Here is a 23127-nt window from a genome sequence, read left to right as displayed (position 1 = left end):
CAGAAAATCCAGAATCTGCTCTTCCGTAAAACGCTTCTTCACTGCCGTCTCCTGTTCGGACAACGGACTCTACTAAGTTCAGCGTGGTACTGAAAACGGGGAGCAGGTCAGATGGAACGCAGCACGACCGCCATGTCACGGCGTTCGCCGATCAGGCAGACGTCGTCTTCAAGCCGTTCGCTCACGATGTAATCGTGCAGACTCCGGTGGTAAGCGGGGTCATCGACCGGTCCGACGATGAGGAAGCGCGCACGCACGCCGGCCTGCTTCAACTGATTGGCCGCCTCGACGAAAACCTGTTGCCGCTTGTTTGGTTCGATGCGCCCGGCCATCGCGAAGACGACAGTCTCGTCATCCGGACGCAAATCACGTTGCGCAGTTGCAGGCGGAGGCTCGAAAAATTCCGGCGCGACTGCGTCCTCGATCAACCAGACCTTGTTCCGCAGAAGCGCAGAGTGAGTCAGCTCGCGCTCGATCCGGGCCGAGATCGCGATGATGGCATTTGCCGCAGCAAAGCCCTGACGAACAAGCTTCGCGGGCGTAGCCCCCGGGCGACGAACATGCAGGACCAACGGAATGCCCATCCTTCGGCTCAAGAAGGTCGCGTACGGCATCAACCATTGATAGGAGCAATGCACGAGGTCGACTTTCTGCTTGCGGGCGTATTCCAGCAAGTTCAGGGCACAACGGTAGCGCGCAAAAAGGTTGCGCAGTTTGCGCCACGGCAGTAGTTCGATCTGCTTGCGTCCGGGATGAAGCTCGGCCGAGCAGACAGTCTCTACGACGACCGGGACGAAGCGTTGGGGATCGAGCGCATCAAGGAGAAGCTCCAGCTGCCGCTCGCTGCCAGACATCGCACCGCCTTTGCACAGGTACAGTACCCGGCGTTTCCGATCCATGGCCTTGGCCGACGAAGAGCTCGAGAGCATTGAAGATCGCTTTTCTTGTTTGAGGAAAGGCCGCGCGGGATCGTCAGCCTCTCATCTCGCGTCAGATGGAAAAGCCCGAGGCCATGATTACAGAGTGCCACGGCCCTCGTCTTTCCCGAGGCAAACCGCGCCAGACCGCCGTCACGCGCGCATCATCCGCCTGACCTCTGCCTTGACCTTGCTGATCAGTCCGGCTTCTGCGTCGCTCGCAAGTTCCCTGGAACGGTTGAACTCGGCAATGAAGCGCTGCGCCCACTCCGCATTACGATCACTGCCCTGCTTCTTCGTGACCGGCTCTTGCGGTATTTCGACGGCGTCAATTTCGATACCGATGAAATCAGCGATCTGCTTGATCGCCCCAGCCGGGTCTTTGCGGACCTGCTCGAAATCCATCTCGATGTAGTGGCAACCGCTGGCAGCCAGGGTATAGCGCCATGAGGACGTGTTGAGGATGGCCTGGCGCAGGCAGGCGTCGATGTGATCGAAACTGTATTTGGGGTCGTCATTCACCGGCTCCTGGCCGGCGATCCACACGCCTGTCTGGCTGGCGATGGAGTGCGACACGGCCTGGCTGAGCACGTCCCTCCGGGAAAGCAGTACGTAGCGTGCATCCGGAAAGAAGCTGCTCAGCTTATCGAAGCCACCGAACTGCTGGATGTGCGGATAGTGAATCTTGATGCCGAATACGCCGTTGGGGGATGTCCTGCGTCGCTGTATCTCGGCCATGACCTGTTCGAAACCATCCACGCCCAGACGTTTGCGCCATTCCGCGAGGTTCACCGGGTTCGCATACTCCAGGGGGAAGCCGAATTTTCCCGTTTGATGCAGCGCATGCCCGAGCATGTGGCTCCCGCATCGGGCGGTCGAGGCAATGACCAGCACCCTGGATGGCTTGTCCACCTCGGGAAGGTCGTGGATTTCGGCGAACTGGTTTTGATAGAGATGCATGTCGTCACCCTTCATTGTTTTTACAGCGCGCAAGTCGAACGGAGCGTGCGGGCACGCTCCTTGAAATCAGGCAAAACCGTAACGCCTATGCACGCCACCGGACGGCGAGCTCAACATCATTTACACAAAGAAAGCGGGACTGCACTGGCCCCGGCAGAACACGTCCAAGACGCCACCTCGCTGTGCTCAGCCCGGCACACGGCCAGCAGACGCCGACCGGTAAAACCCCGAGGCAAGGTTTGACACCCCACCCGCGTTTGCGGAACATCCTGAGGTTTCGCTGCGTTGCCCGGATTCACATGCCCCCCTCATTACTCGACCGTTCGCTGGCCAGCGTCTGGCACCCCTGCACACAGATGAAGGAGCACGAGCGCTTTCCGCTGGTGCCGGTGGTACGCGGTGAAGGCCCCTGGCTGATCGACGCGGACGGGCGGCGGCTGATCGACGGGATCAGTTCCTGGTGGGTGAACCTGTTCGGCCACTGCAACCCGCGCATCAATGCCGCTCTGCGCGAGCAGCTCGATACGCTGGAGCACGTGCTGCTGGCCGGCTTTACGCATGAGCCGGTGGTGCAGCTGTCAGAGCGCCTCACGGCCCTGACCGGCAAGCAGTTGGGCCATGCCTTCTATGCTTCGGATGGCGCTTCGGCGACCGAAATCGCGCTGAAGATGGCCGCGCATTACTGGCGCAATCTGGGGCGGCCGGAGAAATGCGAGTTCGTCGGACTGGCGGGCGGTTACCACGGCGAGACCGTGGGCGCGCTGGCAGTGACGGATGTGCCGATCTTCCGTGACGCTTATGCGCCACTGGTGCGCAGCGGCCATGCCGTGCCGTCACCGGATGCACGCACGGCACAGCATGGCGAGAGCGCAGCCGACGTGGCGCGGCGCGCGGCAGCGGCGCTGGAAGCCCATCTGGAGCAGCACCACGCCACCACGGCGGCACTGATTGTGGAGCCGCTGGTGCAGGGCGCTGCAGGCATGGTGATGTACGACGCGGAATACCTGCGACTGGCCCGTGCGCTGTGCAATCGCTACGAAGTGTTGCTGGTGGCCGACGAGATTGCCGTGGGCTGCGGCCGCACCGGGACGTTCTTTGCCTGCGAACAGGCCGGCATCTGGCCGGATCTGCTGTGTCTCTCGAAAGGTATTTCGGGTGGCTACCTGCCACTGTCGCTGGTGCTGAGCACCGATGCCATTTATCAGGCCTTTTATGCCGACGCGGCGAGTCGCGCCTTTCTGCATTCGCATTCCTACACCGGCAACCCGCTGGCCTGCCGCGCGGCGCTGGCGACGCTGGACATCTTCGAGCAGGACGACGTGCTTGCCGCCAACCGCGAGCGCGCGGCAACGCTGGGCCGGCTGCTGTGCGAGCGTTTCGGCACGCATCCGCGCGTGCGTCATCTGCGCCAGTGCGGCATGATCGCGGCCTTCGACGTGGCCTACCCGGCCACGGACTTTGCGCGCAGCTTCTTCGCCGCCGGCATGGAGCATGGCGTGCTGCTGCGACCCATCGGGAATACCGTGTACTTCATGCCGCCCTACATCCTCGACGAAGACCTCACCCGCCAGCTGGTCGACGGCGCAGCCGCGGCGCTGGAACGCTCATGAATCTATTGGACGACCTGCGCGCAGAGCTGGCCGCGCTGGACGAAGCCAGCCTGCGCCGCGTGCGCCGCGCCAACGAGCTGCCCTGCGGGCCGAAGATGCGCGTCGGCGGCAAGGAATTGCTGTCGTTTTGCAGCAATGATTACCTCGGGCTGGCGGCCGACCCGGCGATTGCCAAGGCGCTGCTCGAAGGCGTGGTCAAGTACGGCGCCGGCTCGGGCGCCTCGCACATGGTGAGCGGCCACTATGACGTGCACGACCAGCTGGAAGCGCGGCTGGCGAGCTTTACCGGCTGCGAGCGTGCGCTGTACTTCACCACCGGCTACATGGCCAACACGGGCGTGATTCCGGCGCTGGTCGGGCGCAAGGATGTGATCTTTGCGGACAAGCTGATCCACGCCTCCTTGGTCGATGGCGCCCTGCTCTCTCGCGCCACGCTGGTCCGCTACCCGCACAACGACCTCGCGGCGCTGGAAGGCGCGCTCAAGGCCACGACCGCGCCGCGCAAGCTGATCGTCACCGACGGCGTGTTCAGCATGGACGGCGACCTCGCTCCGCTCGCGCGCATGCTTGAACTGGCCGAGGAATACGATGCCTGGCTGCTGGTGGACGACGCGCACGGCTTCGGCGTGCTCGGTCCGCAGGGGCGCGGCACGCTGGCAGAGGCCGGACTGCAATCGTGGCGCATCATCCTGATGGGCACGCTGAGCAAGGCGGCCGGGGTATCCGGCGCCTTCGTGGCCGGACAGGCCGACGTCATCGAATACCTGCTGCAGAAGTCGCGCACCGGCATCTACACCACCGCCTCGCCACCGGCGCTGGCGCAGGCGCTGCTGACCTCCATCGACCTCATCGAAGCCGGCGACTTTCGCCGTCATCGGCTGCAGGCCCTGATCAACACCTTCCGCCATACGCTCAAGCTCAAACGCTGGCAACTGCTGCCCTCCCGCACGGCCATCCAGCCGGTGGTCATCGGAGACAACGCCGAGGCGCTGCGCGTGGCCGAGGCGCTGCGCGACGCAGGCGTGATCGTGCCGGCCATCCGTCCGCCCACGGTGCCGACCGGCACGGCGCGGCTGCGCGTATCGATCTCCGCACGCCACGAGATGGAAGACGTATTGCGGCTGGCCAATCTGCTCAACGCGCTCGAGGACTTCTGATGGCCGACACCCCGCTGGTTCTGCTGCACGGCTGGGGCATGACGCCGCGTATCTGGAACGGCCTGCGCATCTGCCTCTCGCCACGCATCGTCGCCACTCCGGCCCTGCCCGGACACGACAGCACACCCTCGCCGGGCACGACGCTCGAAGCCTGGAGTAACGCCGTACTCGCTGAACTGCCCGAGCACTGCGTGCTTGGCGCCTGGTCACTCGGCGCGATGATCGCGCTCGATCTGGCACGACGTCATCCGCAGCGGTTCAAGTCCCTGGTGCTGTTCGGCGCCACGCCAAAGTTCGTTTCGGCCGACGACTGGCCGCACGGACTGGATGCGGACACCGTGCGTGCGTTCACCGAAGGTTTCGCCAGCGACTCAGATACAACCTTGCGCCGCTTTCTGGCGTTGCAGGCAATGGGCGAGAGCCAACGGCGCGGTGTGGTGCACTCGCTTGGCCGCGCGGTGGTTGCACCGGACGAATATCACCGCGAGGCGCTGGCCGACGGCCTCGCGATACTGTCCGGCAGCGATCTGCGCGAGGCAGTGCCGCAGGTGCGAGTACCCGTATCGCTTATCCACGGCCGTGACGACGCGGTGATGCCGCTGGCCGCCGGCCAATGGCTGAGCAGCCACCTGCCCCACGCGCACATCGAAGTGCTGGACGGCTGCGGTCACGCACCGATGGTCTCGCAGCCCGAAGCCTGCGCGCGCGTCATCGAAGAGGCCCTGCGTGCTTGATGCGGCCGAGGTGACGCGCGCCGTGCGGCGCGCCTTTGATCGCGCAGCGCCAAGCTACGACAGCGCCGCCGGCGTGCAACGCGAGATCTGCGCGCGGCTCGAAACGCTGATGCAGACCTGCCCGCCGCTCGACGTACCGCAACGCGTCATGGATGCCGGCTGCGGCACCGGCTACGGCCTGGAACGACTGGCCGGGCACTTTCCGGCCGCCGAACGCATTGCCGTCGACTTTGCTCCGGCCATGCTCCAGCGCACGCTGGCGCGCCACGCGGCTCGGCCACTGTGCGCCGACCTCCAGGCCCTTCCCCTGCGCGACGGCTGCGTCGACGCACTGTGGTCCAGTCTGGCACTGCAATGGTGCGATCCGGCACGTGCGCTGGGCGAATTCGCCCGGGTCCTGCGTCGTGGTGCGACGGCCTGGATTGCCACGCTCGGCCCGGCAACCCTGCACGAGTTGCGCGCGGCCTTCGCACGGATCGACGATGCAGCGCACGTGCTCGACTTCCGGGATGCCGACGAATGGGCACAGATCGCGCAGAGCTCCGGTTTCGAGCTGCTCGCGCTGCAGCGCGGCACCGCCTGCGTGCGCTCCAGCAACCTGCGCGGCGTGATCAGCCATCTGAAAGGCATTGGCGCGCACCGCTTTGATCCCGCCCCCCGGCGGCCGCTCGACCGCCCGCAATGGCGGCAACTTGAGCAGGCATACGAGGCTTACCGGGACACTTCCGGACTGCTGCCCGCGACCTACGACATGGTCCTGCTTGCGCTGCGACGCAAGTAGACCGGTACTTTCCTGCAACGGCAGACAGGACAAGCGTTTCCGACAAGGCTCTGCTCGCGTTAGAATCAGCGCCACTTTCCACTGCGAAACAAAGGCTTCTCCGATGCGTCATTTTCTGGCCGGCCTGGTTCTCACCTGCAGCTTGTCCATGCAGGCCGGTCACGCCGCCCCGTTCAACTTCGACAACGTCATCGAGAAGGCGCGCGCGCTGTCGCGTGAAAGCCATACCGCCCCACCCGTGATCCCGCGCTTCATGCGCGACATCGGTCACGAGGCCTACCGCAACATCCGTTTTGACCCGGCTCGCAGTCTGTGGCGCGAGAACGACTCGCGCTTCCAGATCCAGATGATCTCTGCCGGCCACGTCTATGCGCATCCGGTGGCCGTCAACATCATCGAGGCCCAGGGCGTGCGACGCGTGCCCTACCAGAAGAACAACTACAGCTTCGGCAACGCCGATCTCGAACGACGCGTGCCAGCCGACCTGGGACATGCGGGCTTTCAGATTGCCTGGCCGCTGCTCGGCGGACGTGAGCAGGTCCCCTTCATTTCCTTTGCCGGTGCCAGCGCCTTTCGCGCAGTAGGCCGCTCCAATATCGGCGGCGCCTCGGCGCGCGGCATTGCGCTGAACACCGGACTGATGACCGGCGAAGAGTTTCCGTCCTTCACCGAGTTCTGGCTGGAACGCCCCGCTCCGGACGCCCACGCCATGAAGTTCTACGCCCTCCTCGACGGGCGCAGCCTGACCGGCGCCTACCAGTTCACGGTATGGCCGGGCGAGCCGACCCGTGTGCAGGTGGACACCGTACTGTTCCCGCGCGCCGGCATTGAGCGACTGGGCATTGCGCCGATCACCGGCATGTTCCTGCATGGCGAAAACACCGGCCGCCCGACCGGCACCTGGCGCCCGGAGGCGCATGACTCCGACGGCCTGCTGATCAACGACGGCGCTTCGGGTGAATGGTTGTGGCGCCCGCTGATCAACCCGGCAACCCTGCAGGTCGACAGCTTCCTGACCGACAATGTGCGCGGTTTTGGCCTGCTGCAGCGCGATACGTCGTTTGGCAGTTACCAGGATCTCGCATCCGGCTTCGAACGGCGCTCCAGCGCCTGGGTCGAGCCACGCGGTGACTGGGGCAAGGGTCGCGTGATGCTGGTGCAGTTGCCGACGCCGGATGCCACCAACGACAACATCGTCGCCTTCTGGGCCCCCGAAACGCGGGCGCAGCGCGACAAGCCGCTGCGCATGTCCTACCAGATCAGCTTCGGCTCGCCCGAAGTCACACGCAGCCCGCTGGGGCGCACGGTGAATACTTTTGTCGGCGACGGCACGGTGACCGGAGACGCAGCCGGAAGCTACCGCTTCCACGTCGACTTCGCCGGCGGCACGATGGACAAGCTGCGCGCGCGTGCTGCCGTCACGGCCATGGTCAGTGCCGGAGAAGGCGGCCAGGTGCTGGAACACTTCGTCGAATACAACGAGACCATCAAAGGCTGGCGCCTGTCGATCCTGGCGCGCCCGGCAGACGGCCGACCGATGGTGCTGCGAGCCTTTCTGCGGGAAGGTGACAATACGGTCAGCGAAACCTGGTCCTACGTCCTGCCCGCACGCAACGACGTCCAACGTACGCCTCGTTGAACATGGCACGCACACTGGCCGAAGAAGCCCTGTCCCGTGTCATGCAGTATGTAGTCAGCGCCGGCATTACGCCGACGCCGGACGTGATGCGCGAAGCCCTGCAACTGGTCTCGGAAGTGCTCGGCGAGGCCAGCCCGATCGGGCCGCCGGACAGCACTGCACTGATTGCACAGATCATGGATCGCCTGCCCGAGCATTTCTCCCTGCCCGACCCGCTGCTGCCACCCGTCAGCCCTGCGCTTGAACGCGGCAGCATCCGCTACGGCGGCCAGTGATGGATCGCGTACCCCCGCTCCGTTCCGACACCGTTCCCCGCGTGCATTGGCGCCTGCAGGCCAACGTGCGGCGGTTCGCGCTGACCGCCGTGGTCATCACCCAGACCGTGTTCGCCACCGACGTGATGCGGCAGGTCCTGCCCTACCAGGGGGGCAACTGGGTCGAAATCGGGCTGATCACGCTGTTCGCGCTGATGTTCACGTGGATTTCAGTCGGCTTCTGGATCGGCATGACCGGCTTCGTGCTGCGCCGCTTCGGCGGCGACCCGCGCTCACTGCTGCGCCGCCACACCAGCGCCGAGCTGGATGCCACACCGCTGGCGCGCACGGCCATCGTGATGCCGATCTACCACGAGCCGGTCGAGCGCACGCTGGGCGGGCTGCGTGCGATCTACCGTTCGCTCGAACGTACCGGCAAGCTCGCCGACTTCGATTTCTACATCCTCTCCGACAGCCGCGCGCCGGGCTACTGGATGGCGGAGAAGGAAGCCTGGTACCGCATGTGCAACGAGCTGGGCGCAGCCGGCCGGCTGTTCTACCGCCGCCGCACGCTCAACATGAACTACAAGAGCGGCAACATCGCCGACTTCCTGCGCCGCTGGGGCAAACGCTACGAGTACATGATCGTGCTCGACGCCGACAGCCTGATGGAAGGCAATACGCTGGTGCGACTGGTACAGCTGATGCAGCGCGAACCGCAGGTCGGCCTGATCCAGACCAATCCAGTGCTGGTGAACGCAAAATCTCTCTTTGCCCGCGCGCAGCAGTTTGCCAACCAGGTCTACGGCCCGCTGTTCTCCACCGGGCTGGCGGCCTTCCAGCTCGGCGAAGCGGCCTATTGGGGCCACAACGCGATCATGCGCAACCGGCCGTTCATGGAACATTGCGGCCTGCCCAAGATGCGCGGCTTCGGGCTGTTCAAGGGGCCGATCGCGAGCCACGATTTCGTCGAATCGGCCTACATGGCGCGGGCCGGCCACGAGGTCTGGCTGGAGCCGGGTCTGGGCGGCAGCTACGAGGAATCACCGCCCACGGTGGTGGACGAACTCACCCGCGACAAGCGCTGGGCCAAGGGCAACCTGCAGCATCTGTGGGTACTGCTGACCACGCCACGGCTACGCTGGGCGCATCGCATGGCATTCATCAACGGCATCATGTCGTACTGTGCGTCACCGCTGTGGCTGGCCTTTCTGGCGCTGTCCACGGTGAGTGCTGCACGACTGGTGCTGCAGCCCATCGAATACTTCCCGCAGTCGCACAGCCTGTTTCCGCAGTGGCCGCAGTGGGATCCATTACTGGCGCTGAAGCTGGTCGCCTCGACGCTGTTCCTGTTGTTCTTCCCCAAGATGCTGTCTGTCATCGACGTACTGCTGTCGCGCCGCCGTGCGGCACACGGCGGCTTCTTCCGGCTGATGTTCAGCGTCAATCTGGAGATCCTGGTGTCCACGCTGCTGGCACCGATCCGCATGCTCGCGCACAGCCGCTATGTCATCGAAGCGCTGTTCAACGTCTCCCTGCGCTGGGCCGGTCAGAACCGCGGCGACGAAACCTCATGGGGCGCCGCCCTTTCCAGCCAGGCACCCGGCTCCATCATTGCCGCGGGCTGGGCCTGGTTTGCCTGGACGCTGGACCCGATGTTCTTCTACTGGTCTCTGCCGGTGGCGATTCCGCTGATTCTGGCGGCCCCCACTTCGGTGCTGTTCAGCCGTAGCGGGCCAGGCGAAGCCTTGCGCAACGCCGGTCTGCTGCTGGTGCCGCAGGAACGCGACGGTGACGCATTGATCGCGGACATGGAGAACGGCGCTCCGCTTGGCCCGCGTCAGGGCGACGACGACACCGGCGCCTTCGTCGAAGCGGTGATCGACCCGGTGCTCAACCGCTTGCATGCCGACGCCGCGCGCGGCCGGGCGGCCGGCGCCAAGCGCGAGCATCTGCGGCAGCTGTGTGGACGATGCCTGATCAACGGCCCGTCGGCACTGACGCCGAAGCAGCTCTCGCTGCTGGCACAGGATCGCGAATCATTGTTGTGGCTGCACCGCACGGCCTGGCGAGCGCCGACCGACTCGTTCTGGGGACGCGAGCTGTATCCGCGCACCCGCGCAGACTGAGGCTCGATGATGGGCAAGGCCTGGTTCGTGACCGGCACGGACACCGGCATCGGCAAGACTCATGTCACCTGTGCGCTGCTGCGCGGCGCGGCGAAACACGGTCTGCGCGCGATCGGCATGAAGCCGGTCGCAGCCGGGGCGGAATGGGTGGACGGTCGCCTCATCAACGAAGACACGGCCCGTCTGATGGCCGCCGCCAACTTCAAGGCTGACGAATCCCTGGTCACGCCGTACTGCCTGCAGGCACCGATCGCTCCGCACCTGGCGGCAAGCGACGAGGGTGTGAAGATCGACTTCACGCGCATCCGAACGGCGCTCGACGCGCTCCAGACACAGGCTGACCGGGTGTTTGTCGAAGGGGCCGGCGGTCTATTGGTACCACTCGACGAGGCGCGCGATTACGCCGACCTGGCACTTGCGCTGCAGCTGCCGGTGATTCTGGTTGTCGGCATGCGACTGGGCTGCATCAATCACGCCCTGCTGAGCGTGGCGGCATTGCAGGCGCGCGGCCTGACGCTGTGCGGCTGGGTGGCCAATCGCATCGACCCGGCCATGCTGCGCTTCGAGGATAATCTGCAGAGTCTGCGCGAGCGCATTGCGGCTCCGCTACTGGCGGTGATCGACCACGGCGAGGACGCCGCCGCCATCGACCTAGATCAGCTTTTAGTGGCCCGCTGACGCGCCTGTTCGAACAGGCATACCGCCACTGCCGCGCCGACATTGAGCGACTCGACCGCGCCCGGCATCGGGATGCGTACCCCCCGCGTGGCCAGCACTGCAACATCCTCCGACAGCCCCGCCCCTTCGGCACCGAACAACCAGGCCACCGGACCGGACAGATCGTGCTGATACAGCGAAGGCGTGGCCTCGTCCGGCAGAGTCGCCAGAATTGCGCCCCGAAAGCCCTTCAACGCTGCACACAGATCGAGTCTTTCGCGGATGCGTAGGCGGAAATGACCACCCATGCCTGCGCGCAGCACGCGCGGCGCCCAGGCCTGCGCACAGCCCGTACCGAGCAGCACGTCACGCACCCCGGCCGCGGCGGCCGTACGCAATATGGTGCCGAGATTGCCGGGGTCCTGCACGCCATCAAGCGCAATGACGGTGTCCGACAAAGGTCCGACGGCATCGGCCGGCGTATCGATGACGGCCAGCAAACCGGTCGGTGAATCCACCGGACTGATCTGCGCGAACAAGGCATCGGGCAGCAGGCACGAAGGGGTGTCTTCGCAGGCGTCGAGCAAGGCGATGATCTCGGCACGTGTCATGCCCCGCTCGCTGACAACCAGCTGGCGCAGTGGCACTCCGGAGGCCAGCGCAGCTTCGGCAAGATGCACGCCGTCAAGCACGGTCTGTCCGCTGTCGCGACGCTCACGCGCCGACTCGGCCAGCCCCCGCAGCTGTTTGACCAGCGGGTTGTCGCGCGAGCTAATGTGCTTCACAACAAAGCCAGCCCCAGCGTGGCGATGGCCACCGTGAGCACGCCCAGTGCGAGATTGATGGCCACACGCTGACGGATGCGATTGAGCGCCTGCGCGCCGGCAGGCCAGTCTTCAGCCGCCACTGCGCGCTTGAGCGCCGGCCACGGGCCGAACCAGATCGAAACGAACACAACGACCATCGTCAGTCCGCTCAACAGCATGACGTGCCAGGCGGCGGGTGCGTTCGCAAAGCCGATGGCCCCGAGCTTGCCGAAGCCGCTCAGCACAATCAGCGCGATGGAAGCCCAGACCAGCGGGAAAAAGCGCGAGAACACGGCCACCCACAGCGGCAGGCGCTGTGCCGGCGGCAAGGCCATGGCCGCAGGGCGAAGACAGAAATACAGCAAGGCCATGCCACCGACCCATACGATGACGCCGAGCAGATGCAGGAACAGCCCGATGTTCTGGCTCATGATGGATCTCCGAAAAGGGTGGCCTGCGCGAGCAATACCCGCACCGGACCGAAGCTTCGACGGTGGCAGGCAAGCACGCCATGCGCTTGCAGCGCCGCAAGATGGTCCGGCACAGGATAGCCCTTGTGACGTGCAAAGCCATATTGCGGATACTCGCGATCCAGTTCGACCATGGCCGCATCGCGCACGGTCTTGGCCAGAATCGATGCAGCGGAAATTTCGGCCACCAGCGCATCGCCGCCGACGATGGCTTCACACGGCTCGGCCACATCGGGACAGCGATTGCCGTCGACCTTGACGACGCCGGGGCGGATCGTCAGCGCTGCGACGGCTCGCGACATCGCGAGCATCGAGGCATGCAGGATGTTGAGTCGGTCAATTTCCTCGACGCTGGCCTCGGCCACTGCCCAGGCCAGCGCCTTGGCGCGAATTTCTTCGGCAAGACGTTCACGCCGCTTTGCCGTGAGCTTCTTCGAATCGTTCAAGCCTGCGATGGGCTGCGCCGGATCGAGTATCACCGCGGCCGCCACCACGGATCCGCACAGCGGCCCGCGACCGGCCTCGTCGACACCGCAGACCAGCACGCTCATTGCCCTGCCCCGCGCTGGCCTTCGAGATACGGCGCAATGGCTTCCGCCGCGCGCGCAGCCGTGCCCTGTTTCAGCTCCAGATGCAGCTGCGTGAAGCGCTGCTCGAGCTGCGCACGCCCGTCCGCATCGCCCAGCCAGGCATCCAGTGCATCGGCCAGCGCAGACGGCGTGGCGGCGTCCTGAACCAGCTCCGGCACCACCGCTTCCCGGCACAGGATGTTCGGCAAACCGATCCAGGGCAGATAGGCCATGCGCTTCATGAGCCGGTACTGCCACTTGCCGATGCGGTAGCTGATGACCATCGGCCGCTTCAGCAAAGCCGCTTCCAGACTGGCCGTGCCACTGGCCACGAGCACCACGTCGGCTGCCGTCATGGCATCGACGGCGTGACCGAACAGGATGCGCAAACGCAATTCGCCGGCTTCGGCCGCATGCATGGCATGCTCGAACAGCTCACGCGTAGCACGGGTGGCAAGCGGCACGAGAAACAGCGCATCCGGATGGCGTTCAGCGAGAATCTTCGCAGTTTCGATATAGTCAGCCGCGAGATTGCGTACTTCCGAATCGCGGCTGCCGGGCAGCAAGGCGATAACCGGAATCTCCGGCCGGATGTTCAGGCGCTCGCGCATTGCGGCACGGTCGGGTTCCACCGGGAAGACATCGGCCAGCGGATGGCCGACATACGTCACAGGCACCCCGGCCTGTTCGTACAGTGCCGGCTCGAACGGGAACAGGCACAGCATGTGCGACACCGAGCGAGCAATGCCGCGGATGCGCCCGCCGCGCCACGCCCAGATCGACGGGCTTACGAAATGGATGGACGGAATGCCGGCCTCGCGTACGCGCCGTTCCAGCCAGAGGTTGAAATCGGGCGCATCGACCCCGATGAAGGCATCCGGACGTTCAGCCAGGACCCGCTGGAGCAGATCCTTGCGGATGCCGGACAGCTCGCGGTAGCGGCGCAGCGCATCGACATAGCCATGTACGGCCAGACGCTCACAGGACCACAATGCCTGAAAGCCCTCGCGCTGCATCAGCGGGCCACCGATGCCGAAAAACTCTGCATCGGGGTAACGCACCCGCAGGGCGCGGATCAGGTGACTGGCGAGAAGGTCACCGGAAGCTTCTCCGGCGACCATGGCGATGCGCTTGACCATAGCAGGATCAGCGCACGAGGCCGCGCGAAGACGCCGCAATGAACTCCGAGAACGGGCCGACCTCCGGGACGTCTGCAGCCATCCCGGCAATCGCTGCACGCGCCTCTTCCAGTGTCAGGCCGGCGCGATACAGGGAACGGTAGGCGCGCTTGATGGCGGCAATCGCCTCTGCGCTGTAACCACGGCGGCGCAGGCCTTCGCTGTTGATGCCGTGCGGCTTGGCCGGATTGCCGGCGACGGTGACATACGGCGGCAGATCCTGCAGCAGCACGGTACCGACGCCGCAGAAGCTGTGGGCACCGACGCGCACGAACTGATGCACACCAGTGAAGCCGCCGAGGATGGCCCAGTCACCGACCTGCACATGCCCGGCCAGCGTCGCGTTATTGGCAAAAATGGTGTGGTTTCCCACCACGCAGTCATGCGCCACATGCACGTAGGCCATGATCCAGTTGTCGTTGCCGATACGCGTGGCACCGGCGTCCTGCGCCGTACCGACGTTGAACGAACAGAACTCACGGATGGTGTTGCGGTCGCCGATCTCGAGCAAGGTCGGTTCGTCGTCGTACTTCTTGTCCTGTGGCGCGGCACCAATCGAGCAGAACTGGAAGATCTCGTTGTCGCAACCGATGCGGGTGCGGCCTTCAACCACGACGTGAGGGCCGATGCGTGTGCGATCTCCGATCTCGACATGCTCCCCGATGATCGAATACGCGCCGACCTCGACCTCAGCGCCCAGCTTGGCACCGAGATGAACGATAGCGGTGGGATGAATCATTTGGTCTTCAGCGCACACATCAGCTCGGCCTCGGCCGCAATCTGGCCGTCTACCTTCGCGACACCCTTGTACTTGTAGATGTTGCGCTTGTTCTGCAGGATCTCGACCTCAAAGATCAGCTGATCACCTGGCACGACCTGGCGCTTGAAGCGCACGCCATCGATACCCGCAAACAGCACGACCGAATTCTCGTCCGGCTTCACACCCATGCTCTTGAACGACAGCAGCGCGGCAACCTGCGCCATCGCCTCGACGATCAACACACCCGGCATCACCGGATGAGCCGGGAAATGGCCGGGGAAGAACGGCTCGTTCATCGTGACGTTTTTCAGCGCCTTGATGCGCTTGCCGTCTTCAATCTCCAGCACGCGATCCACCAACAGAAAGGGATAGCGATGCGGCAGATACTCGAGGATTTCGTTGATGTCCATGATCATGGCTTCAGGCGCCGGAGCGCTCGGCTAGGAGTTGTTCGAGGCGGCGTATTCTATCCGCGAGGCTGTCGAGATGGCGCAGATGCGCGAAATTGCGCACCCAGTCACCGTGTTGCTGCAGCGGCAGATTGCCGGTGTAGACACCACGTTCGCGAATCGACTTGGTGACCAGCGTGCCGGCCGAAATCACGACGTCATCGCAAATCTCGAGATGCCCGATCACGCCGGCCTGCCCGCCAATCATGCAGCGGCTACCGATGGTCGTGCTGCCGGCGATACCGACGCAGCCGGCAATCGCAGTGTGATCACCGATGCGCACGTTGTGGGCGATCTGGATCTGGTTGTCGAGCTTGACGTCGTTTCCGATCACCGTGTCTTCAAGCGCACCACGATCAATTGTCGTGTTGGCGCCAACTTCAACGTCGTCGCCAATGACAACGCGGCCGATCTGCGGGATCTTGACCCAGCTACCGTCGCGCTCACGCGCAAAACCGAAACCATCCGCACCGATGACCGTACCGGAGTGCACGATGCAGCGCGCCCCGAGTACGCAGTCATGGTAGAGCGTGACATTGGCATTGAGCACCGTAGCTTCGCCGATACGCACGCCATCGCCGACATGGCAACCCGGGCCAATGACAACGCCCTCGCCGAGCATCACGTTACGGCCTATGCTGGCGCCCGCCCCGATACTCACTGAGGCCGGGACCGTAGAGGCCACCTCGGCCGACACCGCCACGCCAGGCAAAGGATGCCGCGCGGGATTGAGCAATTGCGAGACGCGGGCGAAATAGACGTAGGGATCGGGCGCAATGATGCGAGGCAGCGCAGTCCGCTCGCGTGCCGCGGGCGCGACAATGACCGCCGAGGCCTCGCACTGGGCGAGCTGGGAAGCGTACTTGGGATTTGCCAGAAAGCTGATGCAGCCAGCTACGGCATGATCGAGCGTTCCGACCCGCTCGATCAGCGTGGAGCCATCACCTGCGACTTCGCCTCCGAAGCGGGCGACGATTTCATCAAGCGTGTACATGCGGCCGCCATCAACGGCCGTTCTCGAGCGCCTTCAACACCTTCTCGGTGATGTCGATACCCGGACTGGCGTACACGGCTTCCTGCAGGATCACGTCGTACTTCTCCGCCTCTGCAACCTGTTTGATGGCCGCATTGGCGCGATCAAGCACCGTGGCAAGCTCTTCGTTGCGACGCTGGTTGAGATCTTCGCGGAACTCGCGCTGCTTGCGCTGAAATTCGCGGTTCATTTCGTTGAATCCGCGCTCTTTCTCACGGCGCTGGTTCTCGCCCATGGTCAGCGCGTTGCGCTCCAAGTCTTCCTGCAAGGTCTGCAGCTCGCGCGCCATACGCTGCAGCTCCTGATCGCGCGATTCGAATTCCTTCTCGAGACGCTGCTGGGCGCGGACCGCCGGGGCCGCTTCACGCATCAGGCGATCAGAGTCGACAAATCCAACCTTGGCCTGCGCTCCGGCCACAACGGGGAACATCGCACACACAACAAGCAGAACAGCGGGAAAAACCTTGAATTTCACTTAAACCTCCGAGATACCGCACATCGGCAATCAGAAAACCGAACCGAACTGGAACTGGAATTTCTCTTCTTCGTCGGTGTCCTGCTTCTTGATCGGGAAGCCGAAACTAAACTTGAGCGGGCCGAGCGGCGACGCCCAGGAGAAAGCAATGCCGGTACTGTAGCGCATCATGCCGGAATCAAACTTCTCCTCTTCGTCCCAGACGTAACCCGCATCGAAGAACAGCGAGGTACGGAAGGAGCGGTCATTGCCGGCGCCCGGCAACGGGAAATAATACTCGGCGTTGGCGACCAACATACGCGTACCGCCGATCGGATCGTCAAAGCCATCATCGGTGCGTGGACCGATCGAGCTTTGTTCGAAACCACGTACCGAACCGATACCACCCGCATAGAAGTTCTTGTAGAACGGCACCGGGTTGCCGCCAATGCCCTTGGCGATACCCATGTCGATGTTCATCATCAGAGCCTGACTCTTCGCAATCGGCAGCCAGTACTGATACTGATAACTCAAACGACCATAGCGCAGGTCACCCGGGGCAATCGCGGCTTCAAAGGCTACGCGTTGATACGTGCCCGAACGCGGGTAAATAAAGCTGTCACGCGTATCGCTTGACCATCCGACCGTTGCGAGCAGGCTATCCACCGACACAGTGCCGACACCATTGGCCGGGTCCGTACCCGTGCAGCCAAAATCTTTGCAAAAATCCTTGTACAAACTTGGACTGTCGGCGAAGGTTGTGATTTCAGTTCGATCGACGGCTAGGCCGAAATTGATCCGGTCATCCTCCGCAATCGGATAGCCGATGCGGATACCCAGACCGGTCGACTTCGACTCGTAGCGCGAAATGCTGGTGGTTTCAGACGGATCGTACGTGCGCCGGTAGATGTCATACCCGACGCTCACCCCGTCAACGGTGTAGTACGGATCAGTGAAAGACAGCGAGATGGTTCGCCCGGACTTGGACGTATTCAGGCCGATGCCCAGGGACTTGCCGGTACCGAAAAGGTTGTCCTGACTGATCGAGCCCCCAAGAACAACTTTCTCGGAACTAGAGAAGCCAACACCCAAGGACAGGTTGCCGGTCGGGCGCTCCTTGACGTTTACGTTGACGTCGACCTGATCGGTACTGCCGGGAACGGCGGGCGTCTGGATGGCAACTTCGTCGAAAAACCCCAGACGCTCCACGCGCGTTCGCGACTTGCGGATCAGCTCGGCGTCGTACCAACCGCCTTCCATCTGCGTGATTTCGCGCCGGATCACTTCGTCACGGGAGCGGATGTTACCGCCGATATTGAGACGACGGACATATACGCGGCGCCCCGGATCGACAAAGATCGTGAAGGCCACTTCGCGCTTCTCGGTGTCCACTTCGGGCGCGGCGTTGACGTTGGCAAAAGCATAGCCTTCGTTGCCGAGACGGTTGGTCACTGCGTCGGTAGTCTCGGTCAGCTTGGCGCGTGAGAACACCTCGCCCGGACGGATCGCAACCAGATCAAGATACTCGGTCTCGGGCAGGATCAGGTCACCCGCAAAGCTTACGGCCGATACCGTGTACTTCTCACCCTCGGTGATGTTCACCGTGATGTAGATGTCTTTCTTGTCCGGAGTGATCGAGACCTGGGTCGAATCGATATTGAAATCGAGGTAACCCTGATCAAGATAGAACGAGCGCAGATTCTCGAGGTCAGCAGAGAGCGTCTGGCGCGAGTAGCGATCGTTCTTGGTGTACCACGTCAGCCAGCCGGGTGTACGTGACTGGAAGACCTCCAGCAGCTCCTTCTGTTTGAACTGCTGGTTGCCGACAATGCTGATCTGGCGGATCTTGGCGACCTCGCCTTCGGTCACCGTGAAGTTGATGCCGACGCGGTTACGTTCGAGCGGCGTCACCGTCGTGACGACCTCCGCAGAATACTTGCCACGCCCGAGATACTGACGCTTGAGCTCCTGCTCGGCGCGCTCCAGCAGAGAGCGATCGAAGGTCCGCGCCTCGGCCAAGCCAATGGCGCGCAGACTGCCTTTCAGTCCGGCGCTATCGAATTCCTTGACGCCGACAAAGGTGATGTCGGCAATCGCGGGACGCTCATCCACCAGGACGACGATGACCTCGTTCTCGACATCAATGCGCACATCGCTGAAGAAACCGGTTGCGAACAACCCGCGGATAGCATCGGCAGCCTGCTCCTCGGTGAAGGTATCCCCGACGCGAACCGGCAGATAATTGAAGACCGTACCGGCTTCGGTTCGCTGGATGCCTTCGACGCGGATGTCCTTGACCGTGAAGGGGTCGAAGGCAAGTGCTGGACTGGCAACAAAAAGGGCTGCAACCAGCCCGCTGAGTAGTTTCAATCTCATTCCGTTCTCAACCGGAAAACAGCCGCATGATGTCGTTATAAAACGCGAACACCATCAGCATCGCCAGTACGACCAGACCAAGCTGCTGACCAAGCTGCATCACGCGCTCGGACACCGGGCTGCCCTTCAAAATCTCGATCACATAATACAGCAAATGCCCGCCATCCAGCACCGGGATGGGGAGTAGATTCAGGACACCCAGACTGATGCTGATCAGGGCCATGAAAGCCAGATAGTGAGCCAATCCCAGCTTGGCAGTCTGCCCCGCGTAGTCGGCGATCGTGACGGGGCCGGAAAGGTTCTTCCAGGACACTTCACCGATCAGCATGCGGCCGATCATCGTCAGCGTCAGCACGCTCGTATCCCAGGTCTTGCCTGCCGCCCGCAACAGGCCCTCGCCCGCGCCATAACGCACCACGGTAAACATCTGGTCGCGCAATCCGGGCGCATCGGCCGCCGCAACACCGATACGACCAACGCTGCGACCATCCACCTGATTCTCTTCGGGCACCAGAGACAGCGGCATTTGCGCACCGTCACGCTGGATCAGGACTGACAAGGTCTCACCCGCGCGATCACTGACGATCGCGACCAGTTCGCCCCAACCGGCCACTGCGCGCCCACCGATCTCGAGGAACAGATCACCTTCCCGCAGCCCTGCGCGCGCAGCCGGACTGCCGTCGAGAACCTGACCGACAACTGGCGGAATCACGGGGCGCCAGGGCCGCAGTCCGATGCGGGCAATCAGATCCTCATCCGAGTCGTCCACGCTGACACCACCAAAATCGAGCCGGACCGGAAGCTCCCCGCCGAGCTCGCTGCGTACGACAAGGTCCGCCTGACGACCGTCCAGCACGGCCCGCAACAGCATCCAGCGCAGATCCGACCAGCTGCGGACACTGCCTCCATCGACCGACACCACCGTATCGCCGTCGCGCAGGCCGGCATCCGCTGCGATCGTCTGCGTCGGTTCGGTCAGCGCGATGCGCGGTCGCAACTCTTCCGTACCTGCGGCAAAAAGCCCCCAGTACAGCACGATGGCCAACAGAAAATTGGCCATCGGCCCGGCCGATACGATGGCGAAGCGACGCCATACGGATTGGCGGTTGAACGAGCGCGGCAGATCGTCGGCGGCAACTTCGCCCTCCCGCTCGTCAAGCATCTTGACGTAGCCGCCCAGCGGAAAGGCCGCGAGCACCCACTCCGTGCGGTCACGGCCGACCGCCCATTTCAGCAGTGGTCGCCCGAAGCCCACCGAGAAACGCAGCACCTTGACCCCGCACCAGCGCGCCACCAGATAGTGGCCCAACTCGTGAACGAAGATCAGTACGCCGAGGGCTACGACGAAGGGAATGATGTACTCGAAAAGATTCATCGGATCTCGCGTTGGCGAATGCAAGCCATGGCAACGGCACGTGCCTGGCGGTCTGCATCCAGAATGGAATCGAGCGATTCGACCGTCAGTGTGTGCGCACGTTCCAGGGATTCGGCGATCACGGCACTGATGGAGCGATAGGCCAGCCGGCCCGCCAGGAAAGCCGAGACGGCTTCCTCGTTGGCTGCATTGAGCACCGCAGGCGCCGCCCCGCCAGCCCGCAGCGCGTCGTAAGCCAGCGCAAGACAGGGAAAGCGCTCCAGATCGGGCTCTCGAAAGCTCAGCGAGCCGATACGCACCAGATCAAGGCTGCTCACACCGGCTTCGATGCGCTCCGGATAGCCCAGCGCATGCGCGATCGGCGTTCGCATGTCAGGGTTGCCAAGCTGTGCAATCACCGAGCCATCAACATACTCCACCATCGAGTGAATCACGCTCTGGGGATGCACGACGACATCGATGCACTCGGCCGGTGCACGGAACAGCCAGTGAGCCTCGATCACCTCGAGACCCTTGTTCATCATCGTGGCCGAATCCACCGAAATCTTGCGCCCCATCACCCAGTTCGGGTGACTGCACGCCTGATCGGGCGTCACGTTGTCGAGATCGGACAAGGGCGTGTCGCGAAACGGCCCACCGGAAGCCGTAAGCAGAATGCGGCGCACACCTGCTCCATTCAGCGCACCGCCATAGGACGCCGGCAGCGACTGGAATACCGCGTTGTGCTCACTGTCGATCGGCAGCAGCGTGGCACCGCCATCACTCACGGCCTGCATGAACAATGCACCGCCCAGTACCAGCGCCTCCTTGTTGGCGAGCAACAGGCGCTTGCCTGAGCGCGCCGCAGCGAGTGTAGGCGCCAGCCCTGCCGCGCCGACAATGGCAGCCATCACGATATCGGCCTGCGGATCCGACGCCACGTCGCACAACGCGGCCTCGCCGGACAGCACGCGCGTGGCGCAACCCGCCTGACTCAGGCGCGCGGCCAGTGCTGCTGCGTCATCCTGCCGGTGCATCACCGCATAGCGCGGCGCAAACCGCAGACACTGCTCATACAGACGCTCGACCTGCCGGTGAGCGGTGAGCGCGAACACCTCGAAACGATCTGGATGACGCGCAATCACGTCAAGGGTGCTCGCGCCAATGGAGCCGGTCGCCCCGAGAACAACGACCTTTCGCACAGGAGCGACGCTCATTACCAACCCGCCCACAAGGCAATCAGGCCCACCAGGGGCATCGTCGAAGTCAGGCTGTCGATACGATCCAGCACGCCGCCGTGACCCGGCAGCAGCGTTCCGCTGTCCTTGACGCCAGCCTGCCGCTTGAGTAGCGATTCGAACAGGTCGCCTGCAATGCTGAGCACCGTAAACACCGGCAACAACACGGCCACCCACACCCAGGACAGCGCCGGAGCCGCATCACCGGCCAGCACGAAGAACCCCATGCCGCAAACGAAAACGCCGAACAGTGCGCCGTAGGCCCCCTCGCGCGTCTTGCCGGGGCTGATCGAGGGCGCCAACTTGATCCGTCCGAACGCGCGCCCGGTAAAGTAGGCAGCGATATCGGCTATCCACACCAAGGCCATCACCGACAACAGCAACCAGGGATCAATGGCCCGCAGATGCACCAGTGCCACGGCAGCAGGCAGCAAAACCAGCCACCCGGTCAGCACTCCTGCCAGGCGCCCCGGGGCCCAACGTGAGCGAAACCACAAGGGAACGAGCAATACCCAGAAGGCCACGCCGGCCAGATACACCAGCAGCGTCGTCTGGCAGGCTTGCCCCATGGAAAGGTAGCCCAGGCCAGCCGAAGCCACCATAGTCACTGCAACATACGCCTTGCGCACGCCTTCAGTCAGGGCGGTCAGCCCCCCCCACTCATGCGCAGCGACTCCGGCGATAACGGCAATCAAGGCCAACCAGACAAGATCCGGACTGAAGAACAGCGCGCCGAGGAAACCGGCAATCAGAGCCACTGCCGTCAGTACGCGCTGCTTAAGCATCAGGACCTGCTTGTGAACAGGGAGAACCTGCGCCGCCGGCCCCGGCCAGCTGCTCGCTGGTGCGGCCGAACCGCCGCTCGCGCTTGCGATAGGACTCGATGGCCTGCTCCAGCGCAAGCTCGTCGAAATCGGGCCACAAGGTATCCGTGAAGTACAGCTCGGTATAGGCAAGCTGCCACAGCAGGAAATTTGAAATGCGCTGCTCACCGCCCGTACGGATGAAGAGGTCTGGCTCGGGCGCGTAGTGCATCGCAAGCTCGGCGCCGATCTCGTCTTCGCTGAAATCGCAGCGACCGGGGTGACGGGCTACCAGCCGGTTCACGGCCGACGCGATATCCCAGCGCCCGCCGTAGTTTGCCGCGACGGTCAGGGTCAGGCGGTCGTTGCTGGCGGTGAGCGCCTCGGCCTCCCGAATGAGTTTGATGATGGCCGCATCGAAGCGCGACAACTCGCCAACCACGCGAAAACGGACACCGTTCTCATGCAGCCGGCGCACCTCGTTCTTCAGTGCGCGCGCGAACAGCTGCATCAGAAACGACACCTCTTCCGCCGGCCGGCGCCAGTTCTCGGAACTGAATGCAAACAGGGTGAGATGGGAGACGCCGCGCTCCATGCAGGCGCGGATGACCGAACGAACGGCCTCAACACCGCGTCGGTGCCCGGCGATACGCGGCAGATGCCTACGGCGCGCCCAGCGGCCGTTGCCATCCATGATCACCGCAATGTGCGCCGGAACCTCTCCGACTGCGGGGATCTCGCGGGTGGAACTCGAAAACGTGGCTTTCGCCATCGTGGGCCCTCGTCCTGACGCCGGCGG

General features: G+C 63.7%; 23 protein-coding genes. 8 read left to right on the top strand and 15 right to left on the bottom strand.

Features of this window, described 5'->3' with window-relative positions; all coding sequences use genetic code 11:
• Positions 1–107: 107 nt before the first annotated feature.
• Both AC6H0R_RS15035 and AC6H0R_RS15030 read right to left on the bottom strand, forming a co-directional pair.
• Positions 108–899 carry a glycosyltransferase gene (locus tag AC6H0R_RS15035; RefSeq protein WP_497582184.1) on the bottom strand — a complete coding sequence of 264 codons (792 nt, stop codon included), beginning with the start codon at positions 897–899 and terminating at the stop codon, positions 108–110.
• A gap of 171 nt (positions 900–1070) precedes the next feature.
• A complete protein-coding gene (locus tag AC6H0R_RS15030) occupies positions 1071–1892 on the bottom strand; it encodes a Stf0 family sulfotransferase (RefSeq protein ID WP_497582183.1) in 822 nt (273 codons plus the stop codon).
• Between the two features lie 284 nt (positions 1893–2176).
• Here AC6H0R_RS15030 and bioA point away from each other — a divergent pair, with 284 nt between their 5' ends.
• From bioA to bioD, 8 genes are all read left to right on the top strand, one after another.
• Positions 2177–3487: an adenosylmethionine--8-amino-7-oxononanoate transaminase gene (gene bioA, locus AC6H0R_RS15025; RefSeq protein WP_497582182.1), complete on the top strand. Its 1311-nt coding sequence runs from the start codon at positions 2177–2179 to the stop codon at positions 3485–3487.
• The gene (bioF, locus tag AC6H0R_RS15020; protein WP_497582181.1) at positions 3484–4644 is read left to right on the top strand and encodes an 8-amino-7-oxononanoate synthase; all 1161 of its coding nucleotides are present in this window, start codon (positions 3484–3486) and stop codon (positions 4642–4644) included. Before bioA ends, bioF begins: the two co-directional genes overlap by 4 nt.
• The gene (locus tag AC6H0R_RS15015) at positions 4644–5378 is read left to right on the top strand and encodes an alpha/beta fold hydrolase (protein WP_497582180.1); all 735 of its coding nucleotides are present in this window, start codon (positions 4644–4646) and stop codon (positions 5376–5378) included. Before bioF ends, AC6H0R_RS15015 begins: the two co-directional genes overlap by 1 nt.
• The gene (gene bioC / locus AC6H0R_RS15010; protein WP_497582179.1) at positions 5371–6159 is read left to right on the top strand and encodes a malonyl-ACP O-methyltransferase BioC; all 789 of its coding nucleotides are present in this window, start codon (positions 5371–5373) and stop codon (positions 6157–6159) included. The genes AC6H0R_RS15015 and bioC overlap by 8 nt, the downstream gene beginning before the upstream one ends.
• Positions 6160–6262: 103 nt before the next feature.
• Complete coding sequence (locus tag AC6H0R_RS15005) at positions 6263–7798, top strand: glucan biosynthesis protein G (RefSeq protein ID WP_497582178.1); 1536 nt, start codon at positions 6263–6265, stop codon at positions 7796–7798.
• Positions 7799–7800: 2 nt separating this feature from the next.
• Positions 7801–8073 carry a hypothetical protein gene (locus AC6H0R_RS15000; protein ID WP_497582177.1) on the top strand — a complete coding sequence of 91 codons (273 nt, stop codon included), beginning with the start codon at positions 7801–7803 and terminating at the stop codon, positions 8071–8073.
• Positions 8073–10181 carry a glucans biosynthesis glucosyltransferase MdoH gene (gene mdoH, locus AC6H0R_RS14995; protein ID WP_497582176.1) on the top strand — a complete coding sequence of 703 codons (2109 nt, stop codon included), beginning with the start codon at positions 8073–8075 and terminating at the stop codon, positions 10179–10181. Before AC6H0R_RS15000 ends, mdoH begins: the two co-directional genes overlap by 1 nt.
• A gap of 9 nt (positions 10182–10190) precedes the next feature.
• Entirely contained in the window at positions 10191–10859 is a 669-nt protein-coding gene (gene bioD / locus AC6H0R_RS14990) for a dethiobiotin synthase (RefSeq protein WP_497582175.1), read from the top strand.
• Here bioD and AC6H0R_RS14985 read toward each other — a convergent pair.
• From AC6H0R_RS14985 to uppS, 13 genes are all read right to left on the bottom strand, one after another.
• Positions 10838–11623, bottom strand: coding sequence for a TrmH family RNA methyltransferase (locus tag AC6H0R_RS14985; protein WP_497582174.1), 786 nt, complete (start codon positions 11621–11623; stop codon positions 10838–10840). The genes bioD and AC6H0R_RS14985 overlap by 22 nt on opposite strands.
• Positions 11620–12075, bottom strand: a complete 456-nt coding sequence (locus AC6H0R_RS14980; protein ID WP_497582173.1) for a CopD family protein — start codon at positions 12073–12075, stop codon at positions 11620–11622. The genes AC6H0R_RS14985 and AC6H0R_RS14980 overlap by 4 nt, the downstream gene beginning before the upstream one ends.
• A complete protein-coding gene (rnhB, locus tag AC6H0R_RS14975) occupies positions 12072–12665 on the bottom strand; it encodes a ribonuclease HII (RefSeq protein ID WP_497582172.1) in 594 nt (197 codons plus the stop codon). The genes AC6H0R_RS14980 and rnhB overlap by 4 nt, the downstream gene beginning before the upstream one ends.
• The gene (gene lpxB, locus AC6H0R_RS14970; protein WP_497582171.1) at positions 12662–13822 is read right to left on the bottom strand and encodes a lipid-A-disaccharide synthase; all 1161 of its coding nucleotides are present in this window, start codon (positions 13820–13822) and stop codon (positions 12662–12664) included. The genes rnhB and lpxB overlap by 4 nt, the downstream gene beginning before the upstream one ends.
• A gap of 7 nt (positions 13823–13829) precedes the next feature.
• The gene (gene lpxA / locus AC6H0R_RS14965; RefSeq protein ID WP_497582170.1) at positions 13830–14600 is read right to left on the bottom strand and encodes an acyl-ACP--UDP-N-acetylglucosamine O-acyltransferase; all 771 of its coding nucleotides are present in this window, start codon (positions 14598–14600) and stop codon (positions 13830–13832) included.
• Positions 14597–15031: a 3-hydroxyacyl-ACP dehydratase FabZ gene (gene fabZ, locus AC6H0R_RS14960; protein ID WP_497582169.1), complete on the bottom strand. Its 435-nt coding sequence runs from the start codon at positions 15029–15031 to the stop codon at positions 14597–14599. The genes lpxA and fabZ overlap by 4 nt, the downstream gene beginning before the upstream one ends.
• Before the next feature lie 10 nt (positions 15032–15041).
• The gene (gene lpxD, locus AC6H0R_RS14955) at positions 15042–16064 is read right to left on the bottom strand and encodes a UDP-3-O-(3-hydroxymyristoyl)glucosamine N-acyltransferase (protein ID WP_497582168.1); all 1023 of its coding nucleotides are present in this window, start codon (positions 16062–16064) and stop codon (positions 15042–15044) included.
• Between the two features lie 10 nt (positions 16065–16074).
• The gene (locus AC6H0R_RS14950; protein WP_497582185.1) at positions 16075–16533 is read right to left on the bottom strand and encodes an OmpH/Skp family outer membrane protein; all 459 of its coding nucleotides are present in this window, start codon (positions 16531–16533) and stop codon (positions 16075–16077) included.
• Positions 16534–16608: 75 nt separating this feature from the next.
• Positions 16609–18933 carry an outer membrane protein assembly factor BamA gene (bamA, locus tag AC6H0R_RS14945; RefSeq protein WP_497582167.1) on the bottom strand — a complete coding sequence of 775 codons (2325 nt, stop codon included), beginning with the start codon at positions 18931–18933 and terminating at the stop codon, positions 16609–16611.
• A gap of 7 nt (positions 18934–18940) precedes the next feature.
• Positions 18941–20308, bottom strand: coding sequence for an RIP metalloprotease RseP (gene rseP / locus AC6H0R_RS14940; protein WP_497582166.1), 1368 nt, complete (start codon positions 20306–20308; stop codon positions 18941–18943).
• Entirely contained in the window at positions 20305–21504 is a 1200-nt protein-coding gene (gene ispC / locus AC6H0R_RS14935) for a 1-deoxy-D-xylulose-5-phosphate reductoisomerase (RefSeq protein WP_497582165.1), read from the bottom strand. Before ispC ends, rseP begins: the two co-directional genes overlap by 4 nt.
• Positions 21504–22310, bottom strand: coding sequence for a phosphatidate cytidylyltransferase (locus AC6H0R_RS14930; RefSeq protein WP_497582164.1), 807 nt, complete (start codon positions 22308–22310; stop codon positions 21504–21506). The genes ispC and AC6H0R_RS14930 overlap by 1 nt, the downstream gene beginning before the upstream one ends.
• The gene (uppS, locus tag AC6H0R_RS14925) at positions 22303–23100 is read right to left on the bottom strand and encodes a polyprenyl diphosphate synthase (RefSeq protein ID WP_497582163.1); all 798 of its coding nucleotides are present in this window, start codon (positions 23098–23100) and stop codon (positions 22303–22305) included. The genes AC6H0R_RS14930 and uppS overlap by 8 nt, the downstream gene beginning before the upstream one ends.
• Positions 23101–23127: the final 27 nt, after the last annotated feature.

The sequence above is a fragment of the Pseudazoarcus sp. NS36 genome (assembly GCF_059703705.1).
Note: the sequence above shows the minus strand (reverse complement) of the source record. Positions and strands in the feature narration are given on the sequence as shown.